The sequence below is a fragment of the Thalassotalea euphylliae genome (genome assembly GCF_042682785.1).
GTDB classification, from domain to species: domain Bacteria; phylum Pseudomonadota; class Gammaproteobacteria; order Enterobacterales; family Alteromonadaceae; genus Thalassotalea_F; species Thalassotalea_F euphylliae.
Map to the genome: position 1 here is coordinate 1088303 of NZ_JBHUIB010000001.1, position 13456 is coordinate 1101758.

The following is a 13456-nucleotide window of genomic DNA, read 5'->3' on the forward strand; positions in this document are numbered from 1 at the left end:
ACTGTAATGCCAAGAAATAAAGTCCAGATAAAAGCACTATTGATTGTAATTAAATACGTTGTCCCAATAATGGTCGAGCACTTGTTTAGCTTGCTCCAATGGCAACGCGTGAAAGATATCGCCTTGCAAGGTAACCAGGCGTAACGTCTCCAGTTTTTGCAAAGCGTCAGATATTTCAAAATCGAGTACACAGTCATGTTGATGCGCAAACCATTGCTCAACCTTCTCATCAAGTGCTTGCGCGCTTAACCCTTGTGGCTGATTGAGTAAAAATGCATACGCTAGCAGTGCTTCTTTAAAGTCTTCATCTTCTGCAGCATCGACTAAGGTATGAAAAACACCAGCATTATTATCTAAATTTTTAAAATAGAGATTGTCAGCCAACGCTTTCATAAATTTAATTTTTCGATTTTTAAACTTACTCCACTCTTTAAACACAAAGCTACCAAAAACACCTAATCCTATGCCAAGTGAGATAAAGTGCTGTCGCGTCATTTCTACATCATCTGCACGCCAGCCTAACCAAAAGGCGATCAGTGCCGCGAGCAACAAAAACGACGCCCCCAGTTTAGTGACAAGCACCACAGCTCCACCAACAACAGCGGATGCACCGATAATCACTTTATCAATAGGACGCATTCTCACTTCACTGTTGGGAAACAACATCTCCAGATCAGCTTTAGGCACGTTTTGAAATAGCTTGATAATCGTGGCACCTGGTTCATAGCCAAGTGGTGTTTTTTGTTTTTGTTCGAAATAGGCTTGGTCTTTAAAGGTAATAAAAACCGCGACTCGATCGTAGTTGGTAAAATGTATTGTTTGTTTACGCAACCCCCACCACGTGGTGAGTGTTTCTGTTTTTTGCGATTCACCACGACGATAAAAAACGACTTGCTCAAAGTCCTCAAACTCTACTTCAAGGCGCACTTTAAATAGCGACTCTTCTGTCAACGCGTCCTGCAGATCTTGCTCGGTAATTTTTTCGAAATTGGCGGCATCAAGCACCTTAGCAAAATTTGAGGCAAACATTTTCTGCGCTGATTGGCGCTCTGCATGGTTTAAACGTTGAATGACGCGCGTATCAATGTTCGGGTCGAAAGGCGCATAGTCATTTTTAAGCTGTTCAAGTAAATCGTGATACTTAAAATGAATAACGCTGGCCAACAAATCACAAAACTGCTGAAAGGAGACCGAGTCAGTATCAGACACAACAGTATCTCGACACATCGTCACAACATCTTGCTTTCTAAAGGGAATAAATCTATCAGCTGGCATGTTTATCGGCTCAATTCACTGCAATTTATCAAGTGTATTGAAGCGGCACGACGCAAACAACTTAAAATGTAATAACGGATTGAATCAATCAATAGTGACTTGGCTAATCGATTTACCATTGCGCTGACAAATCACCGCGTGCATTTCAGATAACATACACAGTGCAATGCTCTCTGGTGTTTCGCCCCCTAAATCCAAACCTATTGGCCCAGAAAGCTTGGTTTGCATGGTGCTTGGATGGATACCACTTTGTTCAATAACTTGCTGCTTACGATGAATCGGCCCAAGTAATCCAATATAGGCACAGGGTAAACTGTGTAATACAGCGAGAGCCTTTGCATCAATAGAGACACTGTGGCTCATTAAAATCACGCCCGTAATGTTTTGTGTTGTGGCATATTGTGCAACACTTTCAAGGTCACCCTCACAAATGTTATCAACCTCTTTAAAATAGGCTTGTCGTGCATTGGCCGGCCTTTGATCCCAAAGTGAAACGCGCCAGCCGAGTAATTTTGCCATTTGCGTAACTGGACGAGCATCAAAGCCTCCACCAATGACCAATAAATGAGGTTCTGGAAAGATATGGGTGACTAAGTACGTGACTCCTTCTATGCTTTCTAGTTGCGAACGACGATTTAAAGACCATTGATGCTGAACATCAGTGCGAGAAAAGCTTGCTTTAGCAGTGTCAGGGCTATTTGGGATCACTTGCTTATACAAACCAGTTTCACTTTGCTCGCAGGCATGAAAGACGTTCTCCAAGGCGAGATAATTGTTTTCTGCGCAAACTGGCTGCATCAAGATGTGTACTACCCCACCACAGCCGATACCTAGTTGAAACGTAACATCATCTTCATCTGTTGCGTCATAAGTGATGGTTTTTGCTTTTTGACTGGCCATTACCGTTTGCGCATGGCGCTGAATGTCCCCCTCTAAACAGCCACCCGACAGAATCCCCAGTTGAGCACCATCGCCTGAGAACATCATCATCGCGCCAGGTTTTCGATAACTCGAACCTTCTGTTTGGAAAAGCGTACACAAAACCCACTCGGTTTCATCTCGACGTGGATACCACGTCGCTAAAATATCTTTAAGCGATGTTGACATGAAAAAATAAAAGTAGTGATAACACATTCATAACATTATCAAATATTAGAAATTTGCACAGCGTTGATTATGTAACAATGGATAATAAGTATAGATAAAAAGTGATACGTATAACGTCAACGTAGAGCCCAAGTTACAAGGGTGTTACAATAATTGTATACACTCTTTAATTGGATTATTTTTTGTCGTAAATGTCGCCGATAAACACGTTACCTCTTGAACAACCGCGTCTCAGTGTCAGGATGATGCAGCGTGTATTTCTCTCATTTTTTCTGACACTTATTGTCAGTATGATGGCTGCTGCGCAGGAACAAAAATCCGCCATAGAACTGTCGACATTTACGCAAGACACCATCGGTCCGTCCATCACGTATTTTCAAGAAAAACAGCAAAGGCTCACTCTAGAGCAAGCAAAAGAAACGTTTGATCTCGGTTTTGGAAAAGGCGCAACGAGCGACTCCATTTCACTCGGCATAGGCGTTGCGCCAGTGTGGTTAAAATTCACGGTGCATCAGCAAACTCAACTTAGCCAAGCATATCGTTTAGCGATAGAAACGCCGTGGCTTGACCATATCGATACCTGGGTTTATCACCAAGGTATTGTTGAAAAGCACGTTATAGGTGGTGATGCTGTTCCATTTGAACAACGTCCAATGCAGTATAAGTATTACGCTTTTGAGCATACTTTTTCCCCTGGCTTAACGGATGTTTATATTCGAGTCGAGTCACTAGGCCCTATGGCTATTCCGGTTCGATTAAGTACAGTGCCAGAGGCAATAGAACGCGATATTAGTGCGGCATATCAGTATGGTGTGTTATACGGCATTATGGTCGCACTAGCGCTATATAATCTGGTTCTCTATATCTTTATTCGCCAACGCGAATATGGATTGTATAGTCTGTATTTGTTGGGTTTTGTCATAAACAGCTTGTCATATACTGGACAACTTCACACCATTATCACCGTTGACTACGGCCCCTATTTTCAAGATTGGGTCGATATCTTCTTAATGATTACTTATAGCGTTGCAGGACTTCACTTTGCGCGAACGTTATTGCACACCAAAGCACATGCGCCCAAGCTCGATCAATTTGTCGTACGAATTACTGTGTTGATTCCTGCCGGTATGGTTATAGGCTTTGTCTTTGACCAACTGGTATTTGCCACTAGCCTCGCCTTTATATTGAATTGCGGGTTCGTCACCTTGTTTATTGCAATGGGTATCTACGCACTAAAAGCGAATAGACCATTTGCAGTGATTTTCCTATTCTCATCTGTAACAGCAGCAATTTGCATTACCATATCAACTCTCGCTGTCGCAGGGGTTCTTGTGCCCTATAACGATGTTACCTTTAAAGCCATTGAGGCAGGCATGGCATTCGAAGCAATACTGCTTGCCGTCATACTTGCACAACAGTTTCGCATGGCTAAAGTGGATAAAATGATTGCTGAACGCTATGCGCGAACCGATCCTCTCACCCAAGTGAACAATCGCCATGGCTTTCAAGATATATCACATCCTCTTTGGCAAAAATGTATTCGTGAACAGCGAGATGCTTCCATCGTTTTATTAGATATTGATGCCTTCAAGTCAATCAACGACACCTATGGCCATCAAGCAGGGGACAAAGTGTTACAAACCATCTCCCGCTGTATTAAAAATACTGCTCGAAAATGTGATGTAATTGGTCGTTGGGGCGGTGAAGAATTCATCCTGTTTTTACCTGAAACATCCGCCGAGCTAGCTATGGTGCAAGCAGAAAGGCTGCGTACCGCCATTGCAGCATTAGAAGTACAATGGTTAGATTCTGCTATCCGCTTAACAGCAAGTTTTGGTGTAGCCGGCACTAACCATGGAAAACTGCATCAACTTCCGCTTCAAGACAGTTTCTTTGAGCGCATGATAACAGAGGCGGACAATGCGCTTTATCGTGCAAAACACAATGGTAAGAACCAAGTAAAATACAGTCGCCAACAAGCAGCAGCGTATTCTTTAAGTTAGCCCAATTATCACGGCTTATTCGCTAGGTAATTCGTTTTTCACCATGTGCAGGTGCACATCTTGTTGAGGAAACGGTATGGTAATGCCTTCCTCGTCGAAGCGCAGTTTTACCGCCTTTGTGACATCCCAGTAGACATCCCAATAATCGTCCGTTTTTACCCAAGGACGGACGATGAAGTCGACTGAGCTCGTGTTGAGCGTATGTACTTTAATCATCGGCTCTGGCGAACGAAGAATAGACTCATGTGACTCAATAATGTCTCTTAACACCTCTTCCGCTTGATTCACATCATCTTGATATCCAATGCCAAACACCATATCGACACGGCGTATACGTTCGTGAGTCACGTTTTTGATAACGTCTCCCCATATTTTGCTATTGGGTACAATAATCACTTGGTTGTCAAAGGTGCGAATAGTGGTGTTCACTAGACTCATCTTGTTCACTTTGCCATTAACGCCACCAGCATAGACAAAATCGCCGACATCAAATGGACGGTAAATCAGTAACATCATGCCCGCTGCTAAGTTCGATAATGTGTCTTGAAGTGCAAAACCTATTATCACGCCGGCAATACCAAAACCGGCAAGCACAGGCGTCAAATCGAGCCCAATTTGCGACAGTGCGATTAGAAAGCCTATCACCATGATGGTTTTACCCGAAATCGACACGAAAAAGTCTTGCATCAATTGCGACATGTTTAAGTTCTTGGTGCGCACCGCTTTACTAACAACGCGGCTAAACGCTTTAGCGATAACTTTAGCCACCAGAATGATGATGACGAAAATTAATACTTGGAAAACATGCCCAGGCGCATTATCAACTAACCATGCCCATAACCTTTCAGACCAACTGGTCACAATGGTGAGCATCACTTTCCAATTCAATAAGTCATAGGTGATATCACCCGTCGTTTCGAATATCAGTTGCTTATATTCTGATGTTTCAATATCGAAATCTGCTGCAATATCGACGAGCGAGCGCATGCTAGTTGTGCTGATTTCTAGGCGTTGTTTAATCACCAGCTGATTCACCTGCAAATTTGCTTTTTCAGATTCAGGGCTTTCAGCTAACTGCTGGTTCAAGAACTTATTTTGCTGACCATAGTATTTAATTGAGGCAGAGAGTAAGCGCAATCGCGAACGCAGTTTTCGCTCTAAAGCCTCAGTCGTGTTATCAGCTTTGATCGCTAAAGCTGTCATCCAATCAATATTTTGATGACTCCATTTGAACATCAAGTCTAAGAAGTGTTGAAGCTCGCGATACCGATTTAACAAGCTCAATTTGTCTTCCAACTTAGCCGCGCTAATTTCTTCGGTCAACTCATCAGAGCGGCTATTCAAATGATCGATTGCTTGCGATGTGTACTTTTGTTGGTCAGACACTAAGGTCTTTAATGTTGCAGACGCCACACCTTGGCTGCTAATGGCTTTGGTAATGTCGTGTCGTAGCTCTTCGTTTTTATAAAAGAGCTGCAGCTGAATAGCACCAAAGTCATCCCCTTTTGAATGCTGCAAGGACTCTGACAGCGCCCTTATTTCTTCGTTAATAGCATCAATATCTATTTGTAATTGGGAAGACGGAGCAGGAGACTCAGGCTCTTGTGCAGACACGCCATAATGAGAAAGCGATCCGAACAAAAACAAGCAAAGTAAAAATAAAGGGCGCAGCAACATAAACGTAAATCCTTGTTTGCATCGTTCTTCACAGTAAGAACCATAGATGCGTACATTAAAAGTACAAAAAACACGACCTAACAACAAGTTGCTGATAGCAAAGTGCTTTATTACACTAAAGTTCAACAATGTATTCTATGCTTTAATTAATCATCTAGATCACGAATGATTGATGTCATTTGTTGCATTTTGGGGGCAGGTACAATGAATTTCGAATTAAATGGTCAGCAAGTTAGCGTTGATGTCGAAGATGACATGCCATTGCTTTGGGTATTGCGAGACGAGCTTAATAGTAAAGGCACCAAGTTCGGTTGTGGTTTCGCTCAGTGCGGTGCATGCACAGTTCACATGAACGGCGTAGCAATGCGCTCATGTCAGCTACCAGCTGTTGCCGTCAATGGCCAAAAAATTACGACTATTGAAGGATTAGGCACGCCAGAAGCGCTTGGTGCTATTCAACAGGCTTGGGTAGAACACCAAGTTGCCCAATGTGGCTACTGTCAATCGGGCCAAATGATGCAAGCAGCGTCTCTGTTAGCCACCAACAGTAACCCAAGCGAACAAGACATCAACAACGCGATGGCGGGCAACCTATGTCGATGTGGCACTTACCCACGTATCAAAGCGGCCATTCAAGCGGCTGGAAAACGACTAAGAGAGGGTAAGTAAATGAGCAAGCTACGAACCTTTACCCGCCGCGCCTTTCTCATTGGTACTACCGCTATTGCTGGTGGTGTGGCTTTTGGCACCTACAAGTACTTAACACCGGAAGACAACCCGCTACTTGATGACTTGAAAGCTGATGAAGCAGCGATCACACCCTTTGTGAAGATTGACCAACATGGTGTAACTCTCATCACACCGCGTGCTGATAAAGGCCAAGGCGCCTACTCAATTCAAGCAATGCTGCTTGCAGAAGAGCTGGATATCGACCCTTATCAAGTGCGCACTTCACCCGGAAAACCCAGTGCGGCCTATTATAACGGTGCCGTATTGGATGAGGCGGCTCCCGGATTTGGGGATGTACTGGGTAAATTGTTAGGTATGCAAATTACTGGTGGTAGCTCAACAGTACCCGATATGTATGAACGTATGCGTCTCGCCGGTGCTGTCGCAAGGGAAACCTTAAAGCAAGCTGCGGCAACTCTGTATTCCGTTGATATGGCAAAGCTTACGACTAAAAATGGTCAGGTACATTTACCCGATGGTAGAGCGATAAACTACAGTGAATTAGCAACTGCTGCCGCGAATATCGCGCCTGTTAACGACGTTAGCCTTCGTCCACCCTCTTCATGGAAGTATTTAGGTAAGCCACATCAACGCACCGATATTTTGGCTAAATCTACTGGCACACAGGACTATGGTATCGATGTAACCTTTGACAACATGTTGTATGCGTCCGTGCGAGCAAATCCGGGCATAGGAGCAGGTGCAGCGTCTTTTGACGACACTAAAGCTAAGGCATTGCGCGGGGTTAAAAAAATATTACCGATAACCAATGGTGTAGCGGTAATTGCTGATAATACGTGGCGTGCGATAAAAGCGGTCAACGCAATTGACATCACCTGGTCACCGGGGCCTTACCCTGAAAATTCAGCGCAAATGTGGCAGGTATTGGAGCAACATCTAACGCCTGAATTTGAAAATGTGGAGCGAAAAAACGAAGGGGATATCGCCAAAGCACTTTCTGTTGGCAACAGTAACGTCATTTCACACAGTTACCGCACACCCTATTTAGCACATGCTCCATTAGAGCCCATGAATGCAACAGTGCTAGTGACTGACAACAAAGTCGAAATTTGGACAGGTACACAAATACCACGCTTTGTCGTCAATCATGTTGCGGAGTTAACTGGACTATTGAAATCCCAAATCCACCTTTATGCACAACCTATGGGAGGTAGCTTTGGCCGCCGGCTGGAGGATACCTACGTTTTGCAAGCCCTTGAAATTGCGCAGGCCATGAAAGGAACCCCGATAAAAATGACATGGTCTCGCGAAGAGGACATGCAGCATGATTACCCGCGTCCAATGACCCTGGCAAAAGCGCAAGGTTCTGTCGAAAACGGCCAAGTTTCAGCAATGCAGCTTCAAATCGTATCGGCATCGTTGGTTGCCTCCTGGATGGGACGAATTGACTCTGCACCGCCTGGACCCGATGCCACGATTACAACGGGTGCTGATGACCAACCCTACGGTATTCCCCACTATCGAGTAACGGGTTACAAAGCGCCTGAAATGGTGCCAATCAGTTCTTGGCGTTCGGTGGGTGCTTCCCAAAACGGCTTCTACCACGAGTCTTTCCTTGATGAACTCATTACTGAAGCTGGTGCTGATCCACTAAAAGAGCGGCTCAGATTGTGCAACGATGACATTGCCACTAAGGTGCTGGAAAAGCTTGGTGAAATAAGTCAATGGCAAGGACCTAAGCCTGCTGAAAACAAGGGCAGAGGTATCGCTATGACAAAATCATTTGGCGTACCGGTCGGTTTTGTGGTCGATGTCAGTTATGAAGCAAGCCGTATTCGAATTGATCATGTGTATATTGTTGCCGATGTTGGCGCAGTATTAGACCCGATCAATATCGAGGCGCAACTCTCAGGTGGTGCCATATTCGGACTCGGGCATGCAATGAACTGTGAATTGACGTATGAAAACTATGCACCAGTACAAACCAACTACCATCAATATCAAGCTATGAGAATCAATCAAGCACCTGACATAACGGTCCACGTACTTGAAAATGGTGACGCCATCAAGGGAGCTGGTGAACCTGGTGTACCGCCAGCTGCACCAGCATTAGCAAACGCCATTTATGCAGCAACTGGCCAGCGTATAAGGGAGTTACCCCTTAACAAAGCGATAACGTTTACCTAAAGCCCGGCTTTGTTTTGACGGTGCCATTTATTGGCATCACACCAATAAAAAAGGCCTGTTTATACAGGCCTTTTCTTTAAATGGACTATTTGCTATTCAGCAACAAACTCATCGTACGTTTTCACTTCAAATGGTTGACCTTCAGTGTCACTACCTTTCAAACCATTAATTGTGTCAGCTTGACCAGCCAAAATATCACCGTATTGCTTTTTAGCATCATCAAAACGGGTCGTTAGCAATGCTAAATTAGCCATTTCTGATTTAGATGGCACTTCAAAGCCTTGTGTGACCTTACTGTATAAGTCAGCCAATTTTTCACGTAATTGCGGCTCTGCGCTGCCAACGTAGTTATCACCAGTAGTAATCACCAACGTTTCTTTTAACGTGTTTAACGCCTTTGTTAACGCGATGGCTTGCTCCCCTTCTTGCTTTTCAGCAAGCGCAATATGCTCATCTATTTGATAAACCAAGTACGCTAACTCTTGCGTCATATCGTAAAGTTTCATCGTCGTTTTATGTAACTTTTTACGGTCACGTTTCGACAATGGCGAGTCTGGGTCGGCAATAAGCTCAACTTTTGTCTCGTAGACTTCTTTACCTTTTGTCATGACAACATTGTAAACACCAGGGCTTACACGAGGCGCAGTGAACCCACCAAACGTCCACGTTTTGCCTTTAGCAATTTTCGGCGGCTTTAAGTGATAGTTCCAATCAACAACATTGATGCCTTTCGCTTTACCTGCAGGTAGATCAGCAACCTTGTTACCCTCTTCATCAAATACTTCCAATTTAACTTTGCCAAAGATATGGCGTTTCTTCATAAAGTATTTAATTTGGGCGCTAGTTGAAGCGTTTTGACCAACAAATTGTGTTTCAGTACTACCGCCGCCAAAACCATTTTCTTCGTTGATGATCGTCGGTTCAGATGCAAAGAAGTGAAACTTCTTGTTAAGTACATCATCACTTAGCTCACGTAGTGGGCTAATGTCATCTAGAATAATGATTCCGCGTCCATGTGTACCAAGCACTAAGTCATTTGTCTGCTTTTGCAACTCAATGTAATGCACGGCAGTGGCAGGCATATTATTGGTAAAGCGTAACCAGTCCTGACCGCCATTCAAGGTAATGTACAAACCAAACTCTGTGCCTAAAAACAGTAAGTTAGGGTTTTCGTAATCTTCTTGAATATTACGTGCAAAACCTTTGATATTGTCTTTGGCAAGCGACGTCCAAGTTTTACCAAAGTCAGTGGTTTTGTAGACATACGTATTGCTGTCATTAGCGGTATGTCCATCAAACACGGCATAGGCTGTTCCTTTGTCGTGAACACTCGCTTCAATGTGGCTTACCCAAGTGTGTTTAGGTAAGTTAGGCACATTTTCAATAACATTTTGCCATTTTTTACCGCCGTTCTTGGTCACTTGTACGTTGCCATCATCTGTACCTACCCAGATAATATCTTCGTCAAGACTAGATTCAGCAATGGTAAATATCGTTGAATGATTTTCTGCACCAGAATTGTCTACCGACAATCCACCTGACTCTAGCTGGTTTTGCTTCGCCGGGTCGTTTGTCGTCAAATCAGGAGAGATTTTTTTCCATGTGCTACCCATGTCTTCAGAGACGTGGACAAACTGACTCCCCATGTACAAGCGATCTGGCTCATTTGGACTCAATTCAATCGGCGCATTCCAGTTGAAACGTAATTTAGGGTCGCCTTTCTCTGGTAGCGGCTGAATCGTTTTCACTTGATTTAACTCAGTATTCAAACGCCAAACATTTTGTGCGCCTTGCATTTCTGAGTAAACAATGGGCTTAGTGGCATGTTTTAACACACGGAAGCCATCACCATAGCCAACGCTATTCCAGTCTCTCGCTTCAACACCGCCAGGTGAAGAAGATGGGCCATACCATGAGCCGTTGTCTTGCAAGCCACCGTAAATGTTATACGGTTCAGCATTATCAACACTGATGTGATAGAACTGCGATACAGGTATGTTTTCAACAATTTCCATTGTCGAACCACCGTCCCAAGTACGGTAAACACCGCCATCAGTCGCCACATACATGCGCTCTGAATCTTTGGGGTCAAACACAGCGTCATGGATATCGGCATGCATACGGCCTAAGTCTTTGAACGTTGCACCACCGTCACGGCTGATAGAACCAAACAAGCCACCTTTAACTAAAATATCAGGATTCTGCGGGTCAACAACAATGCGTGAAAAGTAGAAAGGGCGAACCACTAGGCCAAAGTCGCCGTTTAAGTGCTGCCAACTTTTACCGCCATCGTCAGAGCGATATAAACCTTTATCTTCGTCTTTTTCCGTCTCAAGTACAGAATAAAGTCGATTAGGATCTGATGGCGCGACAGCCACCGCGATACGGCCTAATTTACCTTCAGGGAAGCCGTTGTGGATTTTATTCCACGTTTTACCGGCATCTGTCGATTTATATAATGCGCTGCTCTCGCCGCCCGAGTTAAATGACCATGCCGTGCGACGAAACTCCCACATTGACGCGTAAAGCACATTCGGGTCGCTCGGATCCATCACCACGTCTGAACAACCTGTTGTTTCGTCGATATATAGCAGCTGTTCCCACGTATCACCGCCGTCAACAGACTTATAAACGCCACGCTGTTTGCTGTCTCCCCATAGGGCGCCAAGCACACCGACGTAAATTTCTTTACTGTTTTTTGGGTTTACCACAACACTACTGATACGCTCTGAACCTTCAAAGCCTTTCTGTGTCCAGTTTGCGCCGCCATCTTTACTGACGAATAAGCCATCACCAACAGAAACACTATTACGTGTCCAGATTTCACCGGTACCAACCCAAACGGTGTTATCTGGGTCATTAGGGTCTAGCTCAATGGCACCTATCGATTGTGGATGCTCATCGAAAATCGGCTTAAACGTGGCACCACCATTAATACTTTTCCATACACCACCACCCGCAGCGCCGGCATAAATAATACGGCTATTGGTCGGATGCATTTCCAAATCACCAATGCGGCCACTCATCAGTGCCGGACCAACATGGCGGGCTTCTAAATCACCAAATACGCTTTTACCTGTCAGTTTTTTAGCGTCAACAGGTAAAGCTGCAGCGCTCAAACCTAGCACTGCAGCACAAATCAATTTTAGATTCATGTTCAATTTACCTGAAATGTGAATTATTCAGCAGCTGGTGCTGTAGGGAAGTCAAATACCGCATTATCAACTGAAGGATTTAGCTCTACAGACTTAATAGTAATTGGCGAACCACCCGGTTGACCTTTAATTTCACTCATGATCGCAAATGGGAAATATAAAGAATCAACTTCTTGGTAATCGCTAAACTTCATAATTTGCGTTGCGCCTTTCATTGGGCCAGAGTGAAGCTCAGTTTCTGTCATCACTAACACCATAGAGTCGGCATCAAAGTAGTGGTAAGACACATTAGGTACTTCTTTACCTTCTAACTTTATTGGCTCTTGAGTTAATTTAATTTTGTATGCGTCAGCACCTTCAACAGTTTCGGTACCCACTAGCTCAGCAGTGTAACCTTTTGCTTTGTAGTCCATTAACGCGTCAGGGAAATCATTTGAGTTTAAGCTGAAGTTGTATGTGTCTTCTGCTGTGCTTTTTTCAGGCTTTAACGTCATCATGTTGATTGACCATAACGTTTCACCGTCGTAAACCGCTTGCTTGAAGTCTTTACCTTGTACCGAAAATTTTGTGTACGTTTTGCCAGAATCAAGATTGACGATTTCAATTGGGAATTGCATTTGACCTTGTTGGAAATTTCCGGTCATTTTTACGCCCTTCAATTGCTTAAGCGCTTCTACACCACCAATATTTTCGTGGTATGTAGAGATAATTTCGTCAACCGACGTTGCCTGTGCAAATAGAGAGCTAGAAAGTAATGCTGTAGCAGCAAGTGACTTGAATAAATTCATGACGCATCCTTGTTTATAGTTTTTTATGTGTGAGTAAAAACTCCGCACCACTTCGTGAGAAGCTCTTACCCTGTGCTAAAACTTAGCCTAACAAAATGTAAACGTTTTGTTAATGTAAATTCTAACGAGATTCAGAAACATGATAAGGACCTAAAACTTTGACTGTGGTTTGAATCGTTTGTTACTGGCAATTTTAAGAATACGCAGAAAATTAGGACATTCGAGATGACTGGGTGCCTGACATTGCGCGGCATGTCTTAGTCCATCTCGCATAGCGGTCAGCTGCTTAATTTTTTTATCCAATTCGTTAGCCTTGGAAGACAGTAATTCACGGTCTATGTTGGGGCCACTGTCAGTGAACATCTCATGAATTTCATCAAGCGAAAAACCAGCAGCAATACCCAATGAAATGAGCGATAAGCGCTCAATCACATTTTGATGAAACTGGCGACGAATACCCTGCCGGCCAATCGAACTAATCAATCCTTTTTTTTCATAAAAACGCAGTGTATGAGCCGCAATACCTGAGACCTTTGCTACTTCAGCAATATCCATAATCAATCCTCACATTCCT

9 protein-coding genes are annotated in these 13456 nt (G+C 43.9%); 3 read left to right on the plus strand and 6 right to left on the minus strand.

The features are described from left to right. Positions 1-36: 36 nt before the first annotated feature. Positions 37-1275 carry a TMEM143 family protein gene (locus tag ACFSJY_RS04935; protein WP_386031709.1) on the minus strand — a complete coding sequence of 413 codons (1239 nt, stop codon included), beginning with the start codon at positions 1273-1275 and terminating at the stop codon, positions 37-39. Between the two features lie 84 nt (positions 1276-1359). Next, positions 1360-2382, minus strand: coding sequence for an XdhC family protein (locus tag ACFSJY_RS04940; RefSeq protein WP_386031711.1), 1023 nt, complete (start codon positions 2380-2382; stop codon positions 1360-1362). Positions 2383-2573: 191 nt separating this feature from the next. Here ACFSJY_RS04940 and ACFSJY_RS04945 point away from each other — a divergent pair, with 191 nt between their 5' ends. Next, positions 2574-4385, plus strand: a complete 1812-nt coding sequence (locus tag ACFSJY_RS04945) for a sensor domain-containing diguanylate cyclase (protein WP_386031713.1) — start codon at positions 2574-2576, stop codon at positions 4383-4385. 15 nt (positions 4386-4400) lie between these two features. Here ACFSJY_RS04945 and ACFSJY_RS04950 read toward each other — a convergent pair whose 3' ends face one another. Continuing rightward, positions 4401-6062: a mechanosensitive ion channel family protein gene (locus ACFSJY_RS04950; RefSeq protein WP_386031715.1), complete on the minus strand. Its 1662-nt coding sequence runs from the start codon at positions 6060-6062 to the stop codon at positions 4401-4403. 204 nt (positions 6063-6266) lie between these two features. Between ACFSJY_RS04950 and ACFSJY_RS04955 the strand changes: the two genes are divergently transcribed. Both ACFSJY_RS04955 and ACFSJY_RS04960 read left to right on the plus strand, forming a co-directional pair. Continuing rightward, complete coding sequence (locus ACFSJY_RS04955) at positions 6267-6731, plus strand: (2Fe-2S)-binding protein (RefSeq protein WP_386031717.1); 465 nt, start codon at positions 6267-6269, stop codon at positions 6729-6731. After that, entirely contained in the window at positions 6732-8939 is a 2208-nt protein-coding gene (locus tag ACFSJY_RS04960; protein WP_386031719.1) for a xanthine dehydrogenase family protein molybdopterin-binding subunit, read from the plus strand. Positions 8940-9031: 92 nt separating this feature from the next. On the opposite strand, the gene ACFSJY_RS04965 is transcribed toward ACFSJY_RS04960, so the two are convergent. The 3 genes from ACFSJY_RS04965 to ACFSJY_RS04975 all read right to left on the minus strand — a co-directional run bounded on the left by ACFSJY_RS04965 (position 9032) and on the right by ACFSJY_RS04975 (position 13437). Beyond that, complete coding sequence (locus ACFSJY_RS04965; protein WP_386031721.1) at positions 9032-12094, minus strand: WD40/YVTN/BNR-like repeat-containing protein; 3063 nt, start codon at positions 12092-12094, stop codon at positions 9032-9034. A gap of 23 nt (positions 12095-12117) precedes the next feature. Further along, positions 12118-12882, minus strand: coding sequence for a hypothetical protein (locus tag ACFSJY_RS04970; RefSeq protein ID WP_386031723.1), 765 nt, complete (start codon positions 12880-12882; stop codon positions 12118-12120). Between the two features lie 150 nt (positions 12883-13032). After that, on the minus strand, positions 13033-13437 hold the full coding sequence (locus ACFSJY_RS04975) for a helix-turn-helix domain-containing protein (RefSeq protein ID WP_386031725.1): 405 nt from the start codon (positions 13435-13437) through the stop codon (positions 13033-13035). Between the last annotated feature and the right edge of the window lie 19 nt (positions 13438-13456).

Bases quoted from the DNA above. Each gene is read 5' to 3' on its own strand.
- ACFSJY_RS04935 (WP_386031709.1), bottom strand. From the start codon at position 1,275: ATGCCAGCTGATAGATTTATTCCCTTTAGAAAGCAAGATGTTGTGACG.
- ACFSJY_RS04940 (WP_386031711.1), bottom strand. From the start codon at position 2,382: ATGTCAACATCGCTTAAAGATATTTTAGCGACGTGGTATCCACGTCGA.
- ACFSJY_RS04945 (WP_386031713.1), top strand. From the start codon at position 2,574: ATGTCGCCGATAAACACGTTACCTCTTGAACAACCGCGTCTCAGTGTC.
- ACFSJY_RS04950 (WP_386031715.1), bottom strand. From the start codon at position 6,062: ATGTTGCTGCGCCCTTTATTTTTACTTTGCTTGTTTTTGTTCGGATCG.
- ACFSJY_RS04955 (WP_386031717.1), top strand. From the start codon at position 6,267: ATGAATTTCGAATTAAATGGTCAGCAAGTTAGCGTTGATGTCGAAGAT.
- ACFSJY_RS04960 (WP_386031719.1), top strand. From the start codon at position 6,732: ATGAGCAAGCTACGAACCTTTACCCGCCGCGCCTTTCTCATTGGTACT.
- ACFSJY_RS04965 (WP_386031721.1), bottom strand. From the start codon at position 12,094: ATGAATCTAAAATTGATTTGTGCTGCAGTGCTAGGTTTGAGCGCTGCA.
- ACFSJY_RS04970 (WP_386031723.1), bottom strand. From the start codon at position 12,882: ATGAATTTATTCAAGTCACTTGCTGCTACAGCATTACTTTCTAGCTCT.
- ACFSJY_RS04975 (WP_386031725.1), bottom strand. From the start codon at position 13,437: ATGGATATTGCTGAAGTAGCAAAGGTCTCAGGTATTGCGGCTCATACA.